Origin of the sequence: Duganella margarita, assembly GCF_009857535.1 — a bacterium.
In the GTDB taxonomy this organism is placed as follows: Bacteria; Pseudomonadota; Gammaproteobacteria; order Burkholderiales; family Burkholderiaceae_D; genus Rugamonas; species Rugamonas margarita.
Genome location: NZ_WWCS01000003.1, coordinates 90,263 through 107,486 on the forward strand (window position 1 = coordinate 90,263; position 17,224 = coordinate 107,486).

The window sequence follows — 17,224 nt, forward strand, 5'->3', positions numbered from 1 at the left end:
TTTCATAAACATTGACGACATATTATCAGCGCGCCACGGATTTGACACCATGTCCAAAAGTCGCGGTTTTGTGTTCAAACGTCTTTTTATGCGGCGGCGCGCAGTTGGCGGCGGTAGGCGCCGGGCTGCTCGCCGACGATGCGTTTGAAGGCGCGCGTGAATGCGGCATGCGATTGGTAGCCGACGTGGCTGGCTGCCTGCTCGACCGAGTCGCCGGCGTTCAGCCGCTGGGTGGCCAGCCGCATGCGCAGGTGCAGCAGGAACTGCGCCGGCGTGACGCCGCCGGCGCCGGTGAAGTGCTTGCAGAAGGCCGCCCGCGACATGTGCGCGGCCGCCGCCATGCGCGCGATTGACCAGTCTTCGCCTGGACTTTGCAGCATCTGGTCCAGTAACGCCATGAACTCGCCGCGCTGTGCCAACGCCAGCAGCCCGGCGCCCAGCGCCTCGCGCTGGCTGGCGTGGCGGATCAAATAGAAGAACAGCAGCTCCACCAGCCGCGCAATCAGCGGCGATGGCTTGTCCGGATCGCCGCCGGTTTCGGCCAGGATCATGTCGAACAGCGCGGCGGTGCGGCCCAGCGCAGCGTCGCCGCTGCGGCATACCAGGTAAGCGGGGAACGACGCCACCACCAGCGGACTCAAAGCGCCGCTGAAGCGGAAGAAGCCGCAGGCCAGGCCCGCGCTGTCCGGCTCCGCCGCCCCGCCCAGCGGCCGCATGGCGGGGCGCTGTAGCGGGATGGCCGGATCGGCCGAAGGGCTGAGAAAGTGCGGCACGTCGCTCATCAGGAACACCCCATCGCGCGCCTGCAGGTGCACGGGCGGCTGGCCGTCGATGTGCAGATAGCAGTCGCCCTCCAGCACCAGGTGGAAACTGGCCAGCGCCTTGCCGGCCGTGGAGGCGCGCCATGGGCCGCAATAGCGGCCCACGTGCAGCGCGGCGGCGTCCAGCTCGATGCTGTTCAACAGCCATTGGGCGAGTTTGTCGGAGGTGGCGGCTTGCATGGCCATGATTGTAAAACGTGTGGCGTGCTGCGGCCAGAACGGATTCGGCATATCCTTATGCGGCCAGCGTGGCAAAGCGGCCCGGCGCCGATCCAAGGTATAATCTGGGGCTAATTATAGAAAGGATGCATAACATGAAGATTGCCAAGAATACAGTCGTGACTGTGAATTACAAACTGTCCGATGCCCAGGACAATCTGATCGAAGACGGCCGTCAGCCTATGGTCTACCTGCACGGTGGCTACGAGAACACCCTGCCGAAGATCGAAGAAGAGCTGGATGGCAAGGAAGTCGGCTACTCGTCGATTATCCAGATCGAACCGGAAGATGCGTTCGGCGATTACGACGCAGCGCTGGTCAAGGTCGAGGCGCGCAACCGCCTGCCGGAACCGCTGGAAGTGGGCATGCAGTTTGAAGGCATGCCGGACGGCGAAGGCGACGATGAGGCCATGATCTTCACCGTGACCGATATCGCTGACGACAAAGTGGTCCTGGACGGCAATCACCCGCTGGCCGGCATGGCGCTGCGTTTCTCGCTGAACGTCGCTGACGTGCGCGAAGCCACCGACGAAGAAATCGCCCACGGTCACGTGCACGGCGCCCACGGCCACCACCACGGTGACGAGGACGACGAAGGCGAAGAGGGCGACCACGTCGCCATCCACCCGATTCACTAATCGGTTGTAGCGCTTAGTCGCTTGCCGCGGCGCTGCCGCCCTTGATGGAGAACAGGGCGGCGGCGCCCGGCGTCACATGCACTTCGGCCCAGTCCGAGGTCATGGTCACATGCCCGACGTTGCCGCGCCACTGGATGGCCGGTTCGGGATGCGCCCCCGGCGCTACCGGCTGGGCATCAATCAGCAATACCGTCCCCTTGTATTTTTCCGCCATGCCGCGAATCTGTTTGCGCGCTTCGGCGAAGCCATCCTGTTTGGTCCTGAAACTGGACAGCAGCGAGAAACCTTCTTCCGCCGTGACGCCGGCATCGCCATCCGAGAACAGCACCAGGCCATGCATCTTTTCGCGTTCGGCCAGCGTGAACAGCCGATGCAGCCACGCGCGGTTGGCCACCAGGCGATCTTCGAACTCGCTGTTGCGGCCCGCTTCCGGACGATAGTGGTTGTTATTGGCCGGAAGGTTGATGGTGGCGAATAGCACCTTGCCGTATTCCCAGTGCGCGTTCTCCGCATAGCTGCGGAACTTGGCGGTGGCCGACAAGCGGGTTACCTGCAGGCGGCGCGCGCCGAGCGATTCGGCATCGACGTAAAACACTTCGCGCAGGCGGTTCAGGCGTTCGATCGCGTTGGAGCGGCCGGCCGAATTGAGGCACGCGCTCCAGTCGCTGCCAGCCAGCGACACGACCATCGGCACAGACGATTCATTCAGCAGCTCGCGGCGCTGGGCGTACAGCTTGTCGCTGCATGGCTCGGTAATGGACTTGATGCCGGTGGCGACCACGAAGGCCGGATTGGCTTGCGCCGCTTCGGCAATGGCGCGCTTCAGCGCCGCTTCGTCGCGGCCGTGTTGCAGCGGATGGCCGATGACGCCGAATTCGAAGTTGCGCGGCGCTACCGGCGGCGATGCCGGCGCGGCGTGAGTTACATGCGCCGCCATCACCGCCAGCACCATCAAGGCGGTTGGCAGCGTGCGGCGGCGCATGCGCGGCGTCATGCTTGCGCCGACTCCGTCAGGCGCTTCAGCTGGTACAGGCGCTCCAGCGCTTCGCGCGGCGTCAACGCGTCCGGGTCCAGATCGTACAGCGCGTCGAGCAGTTCGCGCATCGCCGGGCTGGCGGCGGCGGCCGGCGCATCGACTTCTTCATCATTGGCATCGACCGACGGCGCGGCAAACAAATCCAGCTGCGGCGTGGCGTCCAGCGCCTGTGCTTCCAGTCGCGCCAGATGCTTGCGCGCGGCCTTGATCACCGGCTGCGGCACGCCAGCCAGTTGCGCCACCTGCAAACCGTAGCTCTGCGAGGCCGGGCCATCCTGCACCGCGTGCAGGAACACGATGGTGTCCTTGTGTTCCACCGCCGACAGGTGCACATTGCTGGCGGTGGGATGGCTGTCCGGCAGCTGCGTCAGTTCGAAGTAGTGAGTGGCGAACAGCGAGAAGCTGCGGCTGGTTTCGATCAGATGGCGCGCAATCGCCCACGCCAGCGCCAGGCCGTCGAAGGTCGAGGTGCCGCGGCCGATTTCGTCCATCAGCACCAGCGAGTTTTCGGTGGCGCCGTTCAGAATCGCGGCCGCTTCGGTCATCTCCACCATGAAGGTCGAACGGCCGCCGGCCAGATCGTCGGTGGCGCCGATGCGGGTGAAGATGCGGTCGATCGGGCCGATCACGGCACTTTGCGCCGGCACGTAGCTGCCCATGTAGGCCAGCAGCGTAATCAGCGCCACCTGGCGCATGAAGGTCGATTTACCGCCCATGTTAGGACCGGTAATCAGCAGCAGGCGGCGTTCGTCGACGAAGCGGCAATCGTTGGCGATGAAGCGTTCGATCTGATTCTCCACCACCGGATGGCGGCCTTCCTTGATGTTGATGCACGGCGTGGCCACCAGCTCCGGCGCGCACCAGTTGTGGCGCAGCGCGTGGTCGGTGAGGGCGGTCAGCGTGTCCAGCTGCGCCAGCGCGCGGGCGATGGTTTGCAGCACGCCGATGAACGGCGCCAGGTCGCCCAGCAGCTGGTCGTACAGCATCTTCTCGCGCGCCAGTGCGCGGTCCTGCGCCGACAGCGCCTTGTCTTCAAACGCCTTCAGCTCCGGCGTGATGTAACGCTCGCAGTTCTTCAGCGTCTGGCGGCGACGGTAATCGTCCGGCACCTTGGTGGCCTGGCCGTTGGTGACTTCGATGTAGAAGCCGTGCACCTTGTTGTACTCCACGCGCAGGTTGGCGATGCCGGTGCGCGCGCGTTCGCGCGTCTCCAGATCGACCAGGTATTGGCCGGCGTTTTCCGACAGGCCGCGCAGTTCGTCCAGCTCGGCGTCGAAGCCGCGCGCGATCACGCCGCCGTCGCGCACCATCACCGCCGGTTCCGGCATCACCGCGCGTCGCAGCAGATCGAGGCAGGATTCCGGCGTGGCCAGGTCGGCGTGGATGGCGGCCAGCAGGCCTTGCGCATCGGTCAGCGCGCGCTGCATGCCGTGGCGCAGCGCCGGCAGTTGCACCAGGCCGTCGCGCAGGCTGGCCAGGTCACGCGGACGCGCCGACAGCAGGGCGATGCGGGTGGTGATGCGTTCAATGTCCGGCACCTGCGCCAGCGTGTGCGACAGCGAACCGGTGGCGTCGGCCTGCGCCAGCGCGGCGATGGCCTGGTGACGCGAACGCGCCATATTCTGGTCGCGGCGCGCGTGGTGCAGCCAGTGGCGCAGCAGGCGCGACCCCATCGTCGTGCGGCAGTGGTCCAGCAGCGAGAACAGCGTCGGCGATTCCTGGCCGCGGATGGTTTCGGTCAGCTCCAGGTTGCGGCGGGTGGCGGCATCGAGACCGATGAACTCATTTTCGGTTTCGGTGGTCAGCGTGCGCACGTGCTGCAGGCCGCGGCCTTGCGTCGACTGCGCGTAACGCAGCAGCGCGCCGGCCGCGCCGAAGGCCGCGCCCAGGCCATCGGCGCCGAAGCCGGTCAGCGTGGCTACCGCCAGTTGATCCAGCAGCGCCTTGTGGCCGCTGACGACGTCGAAGTGCCACTCGGGCACGCGGTTGACGTGGCAGGCGGTGTACTCTTCAAACAGCTCGCCGTTATCGCCGCGCAGCAGCTCGGCCGGGGCGATGCGTTCCAGCTCCTGCTGGATGCGGGTGTTGACCGTGTGCGCGTCGCCCGAGAACTCCATCAGGCGCAGCGCGCCGCTGGCCAGCGACAGCCACGCCAGGCCGGCGGTGGCCACCTTGCGCTGGCTGATGATGCACAGGGCCAGCAGTGGACGTTCCGATTTTTCCGGCAGCAGGTCGGCGTCGGTCAGCGTGCCTGGCGTAACCACGCGCATCACCTTGCGCTCGACCGGGCCTTTGCTGGTGGCCGGATCGCCGATCTGTTCGCAGATGGCGCACGACTCGCCGATCTTGACCAGCTTGGCCAGATAGCCTTCCAGCGAGTGGAACGGCACGCCGCACATCTTGATCGGCTGGCCACCCGACGAGCCGCGCGCCGTCAGCGTAATGCCGAGAATGCGCGACGCCTTTTCCGCGTCTTCATGGAACAGTTCATAGAAATCGCCCATGCGATAAAACACCAGCATGTCGGGATGCTGGTTTTTGATGCCCATGTACTGCTGCATCATCGGCGTGAGCTTTTCGGTAGGACTGTTCTTGACGGCGGCGGCGTTGATTTCGTTCGGGACGGTGGTCATTGGTTCTTTAGACGATGCGATAAATCTGGTGTTGCGGGAGCGCAAATCGCTCCCGTGCGTAACCCGTCATTCTACCGCTTTCGGTCGCGCTACTGGTGAAATCGCGCCGTCGTCATGTCAGCCAGCCGGAAATGCGGCAGCCGCGGGCTTCTCAAGCTCCCACCGGCTTGGTGAGGTGGGCATCGAACCTCCACCAGGCGCTGCGCCACCGATTCGGGATCGTTTGCCAGTTCGCCCATCAACGCCATCATCGCAGCATTTTCCGCCTGAGGGTTAGGGGCTTTCGACGGCCGCTGCTAAAGCAAGTGGGTGTGTATCACCTGGCCGGCGCTGCAGTGTAGGTCAACCGCTGGTAATGCGTGACCCAATGTTGGAGCCACTGCATTCTCCACGGGGCGCCTCACTCCCGGGCCAGGACGCGCCGCTCGACAAACGACGCAGTCTTGTAACGGTAGATGAACGAGGTGGTGGTATCGGACGACACCACATCCAGCGTGCCGCCGTGCGACTTGGCGATTTCGGCGACGATAAACAGTCCCAGGCCCAGGCCCTCGCTCGGGCTTTGGCCCTGTGCCCGCCAAAACGGCTTGAACAGTTTCGCCACGATTTCCTTGCTGATCGGGCTGCCCTGGTTCGACACCGCGAGCTCAAAGATGCCGTTGACCTGGCCCACCCTGACGTGCACAGGCTCCGACTGGCTGCCGTGGACGAGGGCATTTTTCAGCAAGTTCGACAGCAGCTGCCCCATGCGCGCCGCATCACACAGCAGCGCAATATCCGGCGGCAGCACGGCGCTGATGTAGCGGTCCGGGTGCGCCGCCCGCAGTTCCTCCACCACCTGCGCCAGCGTCAGATGCAGGGCTTTCTCGTGACGCATATTGAGCGAGATGCCGCCGCCCATGCGGCCGCGCGTAAAGTCCAGCACATCGTCGATCAGGCCGGCGATGCGGGCAATACTGCGGCGCATGCGATTTAGCACTGGGCCCGCTGCTGGTGTTGAATGGTGGGCCAATAATTCGGTGCCGTTCAGCAACGCGCCGAGCGGCGTGCGCAGGTCGTGACCCAGCACGGCGATGAATTGCTCGCGCAGCTGCGAGGTTTCCAGCGCATCGCTCAGCGCCGATTCGGACGCAGTGATGCGGACTTCGTTGACCAATTGACGCGAAATGAGTTCGGCGAACAGCATCAGGGTGTTCTGAATCGACGGCGTGGTCAGCGCCGCCGGCTTGGGATCGAGGCCGCACAGGGTGCCGAAATATTCGCCATCGGGCCGATACAAAGGAATCGAGAAATAGCTTTGGAAGCCATACATGCGCGGCGTGTGGTGATCACGGTATTGGTCGTTCTCCGGCACGTTGTCGATGATGACGGCGGCATTGTTGTCGCGGACTTCTTCGCAGATGGTGGTGGTGACGTCAAGGCTGTCACCGACGTTCAAGCCGAATTCCAGCTGGTCCAGCACGGCGCACGTGTGCCAGCTATCCTGCGTGACGCGGGCGACGCAGACGAAGCCCAGTCCGGTCAGTTCTGCCACCGCCTTCAGGATGGTCGGCACCGAGCCAATGCTCTGAATGGAGGCGATATCTGTCTGTAAGCTGGAGGTCATGGGGTGAGATGGTATCACCGTTTAGGTATCTCAACCGTGCGCGCAGCCGGTCAATGGCGCTGCCAGTGAGTGGCAGTCATAGGATAACAACACGCCTTCTTGTGCGCGTCATGTCGCCCTAAAGTGACGTCAGAGCAGTTCTGAACCGGGCACTTTGCCTGACCACACTTTTTGGAGAACATCATGAGCGTTAAACACGTACTGTTTGTCCTGACCAACACCCCGGAAATCGGCCCTCAGCATCGTCCGACCGGCTACTTCTTCGCCGAGGTGGCCCATCCTTACGAGGTCTTCGACCGGGCCGGCATCGCCATCGAGTACGCGTCGCCGCTGGGCGGCACGCCGCCGGAAGACGGCTACGACGGCAGCGATCCGGTCCAGGCGGCCTTCCGCGACAGCGCCGCCATCCGCCGCATGGGCCGCAGCCGCAAACTGTCCGAAGTCGATGTGCTCGACTACGACGCCGTGTTCTTCCCGGGCGGACTGGGCCCGATGATGGACATCGCTGTCGATCCCGAGGTCAAGCGGGTGGTGGCGCGGGCCTGGGAGGCCGGCAAGATCGTCGCCGCCGTCTGCCATGGCCCGGCGGCTTTCCTTGGCGTGACGTTGTCCGACGGCACCCGCCTGATTGAAAACCGCAAGTTGACCTCATTCTCCAACGCGGAGGAAGCTGGCTACGCCCAGGCGGACGTGCCGTTCCTGCTGGAAGACGCGCTGCGTGCCGAAGGCGCCGACTACGTGGAAACTGCCGTCTGGCAGCCCAAAGTGGTGATCGATGGCCGTCTGTTCACCGGCCAGAATCCGGCCTCGGCCGGCCCGCTGGCCGAAGCCATCGTTGAAGCAATGAAAGGAGAATGAGCATGGACGCCACCACCCCAATCACCATCGTGGCCCGCTGGCTGCCGGCCGACGGTGCGTATGAGCAGGTCAAGGCCGTCATTGACGAACTCCGTCCGCAGTCGCTGGCGGAACCGGGCTGCCTCGGCTACCAGGTGTTCGACAGCGCCGACGCCCCGCGCACCATCCTGATCCTGGAGCATTACCGCGATGCGCAGGCGCTGGAGGACCACAAGCAGTCGCCGCATTACCAGGCGCTGGTGGTGGGCCGCGTGCTGCCCCTGCTGGCCGAGCGCAAGGTCGAGGTGCTGCAGGCGCGCGGGTAGCGGCAGGGTCCGGGCCGGCGCTGCTGTCCTGCCGGCCCGGATCACCCGCTGACGCGCGCGGCGGATGCGCCGTCGCGGGTGCCGAAAAACGCCACAGTTCCTATCCTCCATTTGGGGGCCGCTTGCACTATCGCACTCGCGCTGCGGAACTGGTACGCTTCCGGCTAGCGCGTGCCGTCTCCGGCACATCGCCACTTTTGTGGAAACCTGATTATTTACTACGTCCCATGCGCAAAATCCTGATCCAGACCACCATTGAAACGGCCGTTGAAGACTGGTCGATCCAGCGCTTTTCCCTGCTGGCGCAACTGCTGCGCGACCAGCGCGATGCCGGCGGCGCGCCGCTGTTCGAGGTGCTGGCGCGCGACCGCGCAGTCAGCGGCCAGCCCGATCCGGTGCTGGCCGGTCTGGATCACAGCGATATCGACGTGCTATGGCTGCTGGCGGTGGATGTCGGCAACGGCCTCCACCCCGAGGAATGCCGGGCCATCGAACGCTTCCGCCAGCGCGGCGGCGGCGTGCTGGTGGCGCGCGATCACATGGACCTGGGATCGTCGGTATGCGGCCTGGCCGATATCGGCGTCGCGCATCATTTCCATACGCACAACCCGGAGCAGGATGCGCGCCGCCGCGTCAACGACGACACCGGCACGCCGGCGATTCTGTGGCCGAATTATCACTCCGGCCGCAACGGCGACTACCAGCCGGTGACCATCTGCGCGCCGCTGCATCCGGTGCTGGCCGATCCGGCCTCGCCAACCGGCGCGATCCGCTGGTTCCCGGCCCATCCGCATGAAGGCGCGGTCAGCGCGCCGGCCGGTCAGGACGCGCGCGTCATCGCCCAGGGCCGCAGCATGATCAGCGGCGAGATGTTCAACCTGGCCGTGGCGTTTGAAGGCGAGGGCGGCCGTGGTCGCGCGATTGCCGAAAGCACCTTCCACCATTTCGCCGACTACAACTGGGACGCGCAACAGGGCTGCCCCGGCTTTGTCAGCGAAGCGCCGGGCGACGGCATGCACACCCACCCGGCCGCGCTGGCCGACATCCACCGTTACGTGGTGAATGCGGCGCACTGGCTGTCACGCGCGTAATCTGTTGTATCGAGACAACTTTATCCAAGTTTCATGCCTGTTGCAGGAAAAGTATGCTAACTTCCCAAGAGAGTTTCGTATCAAGTGTAACAAGATGTTCTCAAAACTATCTGACTGACAACATTCGTCCGCAGCACGCCGCCCGGTGCGCTGCTGCATGAACAGACTTTATTTGGCTTTTCAATAGTTTACTAGTGAAAAAACTGGTAAATCCCCGTAAAGAAACTTTACTCCCCCATCATTCTTAAGATCGCCTTAATGCTGCGGTCTTTTTACACATCCGTCCGGCAAGTGACGCATTTTGTCCACGCTGTCATTGGTGAAATCTTTCCCACGTGTTGTCATATGACCCGACCTTGACCACTCCTATCAAGGTCCCGCCCATGAAGTCTCAAAGACTCACACAACAAATCGGGAATTTTTATATGACCAAAGAAACTGTTATCTCGCGCTCGCTGCGCCTGATGTTCTCCGGCACCGTGGCCTTTGGCGCGATCGCCGGTGCGCATGCCCAAACCGCGCCGGAAGCGCCGATCGCCCGCGTGGAAATCACCGGTTCGTCCATCAAGCGCGCGCAGGTGGAAGGCGCGCTGCCGGTACAGACCGTCACCCGCGAAGACATCGCCAAGACCGGCGCCACCAGCACCGAAGCGCTGCTGGCCAGCATCACCGCCAATACCGCCGTTGGCGGCACCGTGAGCGCCCAGGGCGCCGGCGCCTCGACCTACGGCCTGGCCGCCGCCTCGCTGCGCGGCCTCGGCTCGAACAAAACCCTGGTGCTGGTCAATGGCCGCCGCCTGGCCAACTTCGCCACCGACGGTACCTCGGTCGACATCAACTCGATCCCGCTGGCCGCTGTGGACCACGTGGAAATCCTCAAGGACGGCGCCTCCGGCGTGTACGGTTCCGACGCCATCGGCGGCGTGATCAACTTCATCCTGCGCAACAACTACAACGGCGTGGAAGTGACCGGCTACGGCAGCGGCACCAAGGACGGCGGCGGCCGCAACACCAAGGCGTCGATCATCGCCGGCTTCGGCGACTACGACGAAGACCGCTACAACTTCACCGTGTCGGCGGACGTCGGCAAGGAACAAGCGATCTACGGACGCCAGCGCGGCTACGCCCGCGAATCGTGGAACAACAACGGTCTGCGCGACGCCTCGGCCACCCCAAGCGGCAACCTGAGCACCTTCAATCCGACCACCACGCCCAACGCCAACGGCGTGATCCCGAATTCGCTGGCCTCGCTGGGCTCTGGCCTGGGCAACCCGCTGAATGGCGGCGATTGCACCGCCAACGGCAGCCAGTTCGACGCCAACACCGGTTCGTGCCGCTTCAACTCGGCCGGCGCCGTGCCGCTGTTCCCGGACGTGACCCGCGCCAACGTCTCGGCCAACTTCCGCTTCAAGCTGAACGAGCAGAACGAATTCTTCATGGAAGGCTTCCACTCGGAACAGAAGACCACGACCAATGAACAGTCGTCGCCGTACAGCGCCTCGTTCCTGTCGACCGACAACGCCTTCGCCAGCGCCAATGTGTACCCGGCCATCATCCTGTCGCCAAGCAGCCCGTACTATCCAGCGTCCTACCTGGCCGCCAACTACCCAACGGTCAATGGCCAGCCGGTGACCGTCAGCTACCGCGCGTTTGACGGTGGCGGCCGTTCGCACGACGACCATGCCAAGATGAGCCATCTGGTGATGGGCTTCCGCGGCACCGTCAAGGGTTACGACTACGATGTGGCCTATACCCACAACTCCAGCAACGTCAGCGAAGACACCATCTCCGGCTACCAGTCGCAGCTGGCGCTGGTCAAACTGCTGAGCAACAACAACGCCTTCAACCCGTTCGCAGCGACCCAGTCGCCAGCGCTGGCCCAGCAGATCTACGCCACCAACTACGTTGGCAACATGATCAACTCGACGCTGAGCAATGACTCGCTGAACGCGCGCATCTCGGGCGACCTGTACCAGCTGCCGGCCGGTATGGCCAAGTTCGCCGTGGGCGCGTCGATGACCGACGAGAAGCTGGACCTGAATCCGTCGGCTGCTTACCAGTCGGGCGATATTTCGGGCTATGGCGGCCAGACGCTGCCGCTGTCGGCATCGCGTAACTCGTCGGCGATCTTCGCCGAGCTGAACGCACCAATCCTGAAAAACCTGGAAGCCGACCTGGCCGTGCGTACCGACCGTTATCCAAACGCGACCGCGACCAATCCGAAGGTCAGCTTCCGCTATCAGCCGCTGCAACAAGTGCTGGTGCGCGCTTCCTACGGCCGTGGCTTCCGCGAAGCGGCGCTGCCTGAGCTGAACAACCCGCAAACCCTGGGCACCAGCGCCAGCTTCACCGATCCGAAGACCAACACCTTCGGTCAGTTCAACGTGCTGACCGGCGGCAACCCGAACCTGAAACCGGAGAAATCGGAACAGACCTCGGTCGGCTTCGTGATCGATCCGGTGCCAGGCGCCTCGATCGCGATCGACTACTGGAAAATCAACGTCAACAACCTGGTGACGTCGCTGAGCCCTGAGTTCATCGTCGACCACGAGAACATCCCAGCCTACGGCTCGCTGGTGCAACGTGACTCGGCCGGCAACATCACCCAGATCACCAGCACCAACCTGAACGCTGGCGGCCTGAAAACCGCCGGTATCGATCTGGATGCCCGCTGGACCATCGCCAAGACCGCCAACTACGGCACCTTCGCGACCCGTCTGAACGGCACCTACGTCACCAAGTACGACATGACCCTGCCGGACGGTACCGTGCAGCAGAGCGTGGCGCGCACCGTTGATGAAACCGGTTCGCCACTGAACGCGGTCGCCAACGGCGGCATCATCCTGCGCTGGAAGCATCAGCTGGCGTTTGACTGGAAATACCAGAACTGGGGCGTCAACCTGACTCAGAACTTCCAGTCGGGCTACCACGACGCAACCCGCGCGGATGAAGACCTGGAAAAATCGGTGACGCCAGTACGTGTTGGCGCGTTCTCGACCTGGGATTCGCAAGTGTCGTACACCGGCGTGAAAAACCTGACCGTACGTGTTGGCGTGAAGAACCTGTTCAACCGTCAGCCACCTGAGATCATCGGTCTGGGCAATTACTTCCAGGCGGGCTACGATCCAACCTACTACGATGCACACGGCGCCACTGGCTACGTGTCGGCTAGCTACAAGTTCTAAGCTTTAGCACTCCGTAGGATCAAAAGCCCTCGGCAGCAATGCTGGGGGCTTTTTTTATTGGGCCAGCAGATAGTCGATCAGCACGCGCACCCGCATCGGCACGCGGCGGCCGGCTGCGTAGACGATGCAGCTGTGTAGGTCGAGGTCGGACAGCTGGGCCGGCGTGCCATGCACCGCCAGATGGTCGCCGATGATGACGAGATTGCATCTCGCCCGACGGCCGCAAGGCAATCCTGACGGCTTAGGAAGGCAGCGCCGTGCCGCAGTCCTTGCAGTAGCGGGCGTCCGGTTCGTGGCCGGTGCTGCGGCAGTTGGGGCAGACGCGCATCGACAGCAAGCGCTGGCCGCGCTGGTGCGTGATCTCGGAACTGATGATGCCGGTCGGCACGGCCAGGATGCCCCAGCCGAGCAGCATCATGAACGAGGCGATGGTGCGGCCGATGTCGGTCTTGGGCACCAGGTCGCCGAAGCCGACCGTGGTCATGGTCGAGATGGCCCAGTAGACGGCGGTGGGGATGCTGGTGTAGCCGTTTTCCGGGCCTTCCACCACGTACATCACGCTGCCCAGCAAAAACACGATCAGGAACACCACCGACAAAAACACGAAGATCTTGCGGCGGCTGGCCAGCAGGGCGTCGCCCAGCATGCTGTATTCCTGGATGTACAAGGTCAGCTTGAGAATACGGAAGATCCGCAGCAGCCGCAAAATCCGCACGCCCAGCACCACGTGCGCGGCCGGCACAAACAGCGAAATGTAGGCGGGCAGGATGGACAGCAGGTCGATCACGCCGAAGAAGCTGCGCGCGTACAGCACCGGCCGCTGCACGCACAGGCAGCGCGCCGCATATTCAATCGTGAACAGCACGGTGAAGAACCATTCGCCGGCGTGCAGCCAGTCGCCATACTGGTCGGCGATCGGCTTGACGCTGGTCAGCACCACCACCAGCACGCTGAGCAGGATGGCGCCGATCAGCGCCAGGTCGAAGGCGCGGCCTTTCGGCGTGTCGGATTCGAAGATGATGGCGTACAGCGCCGCGCGCCAGCCGCCGGCCGGCTTGCCGAGGCGCTGGTGGGGATCGGAGGTGAGGACGGGTGGGTGGTCTTGAGTGGGCATGGTGTTGCTATCTTACTGGCAAACGCCACTGCGGCGCGCCATATCGAAAGGGCATGGATTCTGCCATTTTCCGCATGCCTGCGCGCGCTGCCTTTGGGCTAGCATACGCGCATGAAAAAAATCCTGATCGCACTCATGATGGCTGCTGCCATTACTGCCCACGCCGAACCATTCGTCAAAGGCGCCGATGTCGGCTGGCTGCCGCAGATGGAAGCCACCGGCTACAAATTCTATAACCGCCAGGGCAAGCAGGAAGACCTGCTGCAGATCCTCAAGGAGGACGGCATCAATACCATCCGCCTGCGCACCTGGGTCAATCCGTCCAGCGACCGCGCCAGCGGCCACAACAGCAAGGACGAAACCGTCGCCATGGCGGTGCGCGCGCAGAAGATGGGCATGCGTGTGATGATCAATTTCCACTACAGCGACAGCTGGGCCGATCCGCAGCAGCAGCGCAAGCCGGCCGCCTGGATCGGTCACGATTTCCCGCAACTGCTGAAGGACGTTTACAGCTACACGCATGAGGTGATGAGCGCGCTGAAGCAGGCCGGTGTCACGCCCGAGTGGGTGCAAGTAGGTAATGAAACGCCGACCGGCATGATTTATCCGGAAGGTCACACCGACAACTGGCCGCAACTGGCGCAGCTGATCAACCAGGGCTATGACGCCATCAAGGCCGTCAGCCCCACGTCCAAGGTGGTGCTGCATCTGGATCGCGGCAACGACAGCCAGCGCTTCCGCACCTGGTTCGACAACGCCAGGGCCAACGGCGCCAAGTATGACGTGATCGGCATGTCCTACTATCCCTACTGGCTGGACGGCCGGCCCGACTACACGGCCTCGATCAACGACCTGGCCGCCAACATGAACGACATGGCGGCGCGCTACGGCAAGGAAGTGATGGTGGTGGAAGTCGGCGGCGAAGATACGCAGCCGCAAAATACCTACGACATGCTGGTGGCCGTGCAACGCAAGGTGAAAGCGGTGCCGGACCACAAGGGGCTGGGCGTGATCTACTGGGAGCCGCAAGGCGCGCGTAGCTGGAGCCACTACGAGCTGAGCGCATGGGGCGCCGATGGCCGTCCGACCAAGGCGATGGAAGCCTTCCGCGCCGACTAACTGCGGCCGCGCACGAGCGCCACGCGCTCGGCGCCGACGGTATTGATGGCGAAGCTGTTGCGGCCGGCGGTCTTGACGCCGTACAAGGCCTGGTCGGCGGCACGCATCAGTTCCTCCACATCGACGCCGGCGCTGTGGGTGACGGCGATGCCGATGCTGGCTTGCACCACGCGCTGCACGCTGCCCAGCGTAAATGGCGCGTGCATGGCTTCCAGGATGCGCTTGCCCAGCACGTGCATCTCGGCGGGGCAGGACAGCTGCTCGAACACAATCACGAACTCATCGCCCGCCAGCCGCGCCACGGTGTCGCTGGCGCGCACCGCCGCCGACAGCCGGCGCGCAAATTCCACCAATACCTGATCGCCGGCGGCGTGGCCCAGCGTGTCGTTGATGTCCTTGAAGTGGTCGACGTCCAGAATGGCCAAGGCCACCGGCTGGCCGGAGCGGGCCGCGCGCGCCAGCGCCTGCGGCAGGAAGGCATCGAACAGGCGGCGGTTGTTGAGGCCGGTCAGGACGTCGGTGGTGGCCAGGTGGTGCAGTTCCTGCTCCGCCTGCTCGCGGCGCTGCGACAGGCCGTAGAAGGCGCGGCTCAGGTCGCCGAACTCGTCGCGCCGGGCGACGTCGAACACAGTGATATCGGCGCGGCCGGCGCTGATGTCTTCCACATGCTCATGCAGCTTCGCCAGCGGACGCAGCAGCTTCTTGGTGATGGCCCAGCCGAACAGGCCGGCGCAGGCGGTCAGCACGGCCGCGCCCAGCAGCGCCCGCAGCCGCACGCTTTGCATCGAGGCAAACGCGCTGCGCAGCGGGTAGGACAGGGCGATGGTCCAGTCCACTTCGCGCAGGTGCTTGTGCACCAGCAGCACCGGCACGCCGTCGTCGAGCAGGCCGTCTTCCCAGCCTTCCGGTGTGCGCAGCGCGGCGTCCAGCACCGTGCCGGGTGCGTCGTCGCCCTTTTCCAGGATGCGCGTCTTGTCCGGATGGTGCACGGTGACGCCGTTGCCGGCGACGATGAACAGGTAGCCGTCGGCGCCCGAACGCAGCGCGTCCAGCTGGGCCGAGAACGACGGCCGCAGTAGGTCGATGGCGCCCAGCACGATGCCGATCAGCTGGCCATCGGCGTCGCGCAGTGGCTGGGTAATCACCACCACCGGCTGGCCGGACAGCGCGCTCTTGATCGGCTGCGAGACCACGCCTTCCTGCAGCCGCAGCGTGTCCTGGAAATATTTGCGCTCGGCGATATTGATGCGCCTGGCGTTGCGGTCACGCAGGCTGGCGACCAGGTTGCCGGACAGGTCGAAGGCATTGACGTTGAAGAAGGTGTCGCGTAGCGTTTCGTGGGCTTCCAGCAGGGACTGGAGGTCGGAGAGCGGCAGGCCGCGGTCGTTGATTTCTTCGCTCAGCGCTTTCAGTAGCTGGCGCTTGTTTTGCAGGTCGTTGTCGATGAAGGCGGCGGCGCCGGTCAGCAGCGACAGTTCCTGGCGGGCGATGACTTCGCGCAGTTCGGATTCTGCAATCAGCAGCGAAATGCCGCCGGCGCCGATGCCGGCGAACAGCAGCAGCGCCACGACCAACGCGCTGATCTTGAACTTGAAGCTGAAGAAGAAGCGGGAAAGCGGCTGCATCGTGGCTCCTGACCTGCACCGCGCAATAGGGAGGCCAGTATAGCCCGGTCACCCCAAAGGCCGCGTTCGGATGACTTTCGAAAATTTCGATAATAGAGCGGTAACTTTTCCGCTTTTTGATTGGGGGTGGCTACCGCATAATTCATCCCATCAGCGCGGCACACAGCAGGACGCAGCGCTAAACACCACATCGAAATTTTTGAATCTTAGGAGAATACATTATGCCAACCGCCATCGCCAAACCAGGTCAAACCCTGCTGAGCCCAAGCAACCACGCCCTGATCCTGATCGATCACCAGTCGCAGATGTCGTTTGCCACCAAGTCGATCGACCCGGTCCTGCTGCGCAACAACGTGGCGCTGGTGTCGAAGGCGGCCAAGGAATTCAAGGTGCCGACCATCCTGACCACGGTGGCGGAAAAATCGTTCTCCGGCCCGATCTTCAACGAAATCAAGGACGTGTTCCCGGACCAAGTGGCGATTGACCGCACCACCATGAACACCTGGGAAGACCCGCGCATCGCCGAGCGCGTGAACGCCATCGGCAAGGACAAAATCGTGCTGGCCGGTCTGTGGACCTCGGTCTGCATCGTTGGCCCGGCGCTGTCGGCGCTCGACCAGGGCTTTGAAGTCTACGTCATCACCGACGCCAGCGGCGACGTTTCGGACGAAGCGCATGAACGTGCCGTGGCCCGCATGATCCAGGCTGGCGCCCGTCCGATGACCTCGCTGCAATACCTGCTGGAACTGCAACGCGACTGGGCCCGTGGCGAGACCTACAACGAAACCGTCGCCACCTCGATCGCCCACGGCGGCGGCTACGGCCTGGGCCTGATCTACGCCAAGACCATGTTCAACGCGGCTGAAGGTCACTGATCGCGGCCCGCCGGGCGCCCGCCGGCAGCGCCCCTGCCCACCCCACTTTATTGTAAAATTGCAACTTAAAATGCAACGATACGAATAAGGTGGGGTTGG

14 protein-coding genes are annotated in these 17,224 nt (G+C 63.8%); 7 read left to right on the forward strand and 7 right to left on the reverse strand.

The genetic code is table 11. The features are described 5' to 3' along the window. Positions 1-86: 86 nt before the first annotated feature. Positions 87-1,007: an AraC family transcriptional regulator gene (locus tag GTP55_RS05270; protein ID WP_161043923.1), complete on the reverse strand. Its 921-nt coding sequence runs from the start codon at positions 1,005-1,007 to the stop codon at positions 87-89. 128 nt (positions 1,008-1,135) lie between these two features. Between GTP55_RS05270 and GTP55_RS05275 the strand changes: the two genes are divergently transcribed. Further along, positions 1,136-1,678, forward strand: a complete 543-nt coding sequence (locus GTP55_RS05275; RefSeq protein WP_161043924.1) for an FKBP-type peptidyl-prolyl cis-trans isomerase — start codon at positions 1,136-1,138, stop codon at positions 1,676-1,678. Between the two features lie 13 nt (positions 1,679-1,691). Here GTP55_RS05275 and GTP55_RS05280 read toward each other — a convergent pair whose 3' ends face one another. The 3 genes from GTP55_RS05280 to GTP55_RS05290 form a co-directional block, all read right to left on the reverse strand. Beyond that, entirely contained in the window at positions 1,692-2,672 is a 981-nt protein-coding gene (locus GTP55_RS05280; RefSeq protein WP_161043925.1) for a hypothetical protein, read from the reverse strand. After that, positions 2,669-5,347, reverse strand: coding sequence for a DNA mismatch repair protein MutS (gene mutS / locus GTP55_RS05285; RefSeq protein WP_161043926.1), 2,679 nt, complete (start codon positions 5,345-5,347; stop codon positions 2,669-2,671). The genes GTP55_RS05280 and mutS overlap by 4 nt, the downstream gene beginning before the upstream one ends. Before the next feature lie 400 nt (positions 5,348-5,747). Continuing rightward, complete coding sequence (locus GTP55_RS05290) at positions 5,748-6,953, reverse strand: GAF domain-containing sensor histidine kinase (RefSeq protein ID WP_161043927.1); 1,206 nt, start codon at positions 6,951-6,953, stop codon at positions 5,748-5,750. 183 nt (positions 6,954-7,136) lie between these two features. On the opposite strand from GTP55_RS05290, the gene GTP55_RS05295 reads away from it, so the two are divergent. The 4 genes from GTP55_RS05295 (at position 7,137) to GTP55_RS05310 (ending at position 12,392) form a co-directional block, all read left to right on the forward strand. After that, entirely contained in the window at positions 7,137-7,811 is a 675-nt protein-coding gene (locus GTP55_RS05295; protein ID WP_161043928.1) for a type 1 glutamine amidotransferase domain-containing protein, read from the forward strand. A 2-nt stretch (positions 7,812-7,813) separates the two neighbouring features. Beyond that, on the forward strand, positions 7,814-8,116 hold the full coding sequence (locus GTP55_RS05300; protein ID WP_161043929.1) for a putative quinol monooxygenase: 303 nt from the start codon (positions 7,814-7,816) through the stop codon (positions 8,114-8,116). Positions 8,117-8,343: 227 nt separating this feature from the next. Next, on the forward strand, positions 8,344-9,207 hold the full coding sequence (locus GTP55_RS05305) for a hypothetical protein (protein ID WP_161043930.1): 864 nt from the start codon (positions 8,344-8,346) through the stop codon (positions 9,205-9,207). A gap of 425 nt (positions 9,208-9,632) precedes the next feature. Continuing rightward, a complete protein-coding gene (locus GTP55_RS05310) occupies positions 9,633-12,392 on the forward strand; it encodes a TonB-dependent receptor (RefSeq protein WP_161043931.1) in 2,760 nt (919 codons plus the stop codon). A gap of 54 nt (positions 12,393-12,446) precedes the next feature. Here the strand turns inward: GTP55_RS05310 and GTP55_RS05315 are convergent, their stop codons facing one another. Next, positions 12,447-12,623, reverse strand: a complete 177-nt coding sequence (locus GTP55_RS05315) for a hypothetical protein (protein WP_161043932.1) — start codon at positions 12,621-12,623, stop codon at positions 12,447-12,449. A gap of 10 nt (positions 12,624-12,633) precedes the next feature. Continuing rightward, a complete protein-coding gene (locus tag GTP55_RS05320) occupies positions 12,634-13,506 on the reverse strand; it encodes an ion transporter (RefSeq protein WP_161043933.1) in 873 nt (290 codons plus the stop codon). Between the two features lie 111 nt (positions 13,507-13,617). Here GTP55_RS05320 and GTP55_RS05325 point away from each other — a divergent pair, with 111 nt between their 5' ends. Continuing rightward, positions 13,618-14,625, forward strand: a complete 1,008-nt coding sequence (locus tag GTP55_RS05325; protein WP_161043934.1) for a glycoside hydrolase family 53 protein — start codon at positions 13,618-13,620, stop codon at positions 14,623-14,625. Here the strand turns inward: GTP55_RS05325 and GTP55_RS05330 are convergent. Then, positions 14,622-16,250, reverse strand: coding sequence for a diguanylate cyclase domain-containing protein (locus tag GTP55_RS05330; RefSeq protein WP_161043935.1), 1,629 nt, complete (start codon positions 16,248-16,250; stop codon positions 14,622-14,624). The two genes, GTP55_RS05325 and GTP55_RS05330, sit on opposite strands and share 4 nt — an antisense overlap. 221 nt (positions 16,251-16,471) lie before the next feature. Here GTP55_RS05330 and GTP55_RS05335 point away from each other — a divergent pair, with 221 nt between their 5' ends. Continuing rightward, the gene (locus tag GTP55_RS05335; protein WP_161043936.1) at positions 16,472-17,125 is read left to right on the forward strand and encodes a hydrolase; all 654 of its coding nucleotides are present in this window, start codon (positions 16,472-16,474) and stop codon (positions 17,123-17,125) included. The last annotated feature ends 99 nt before the right edge of the window (positions 17,126-17,224 follow it).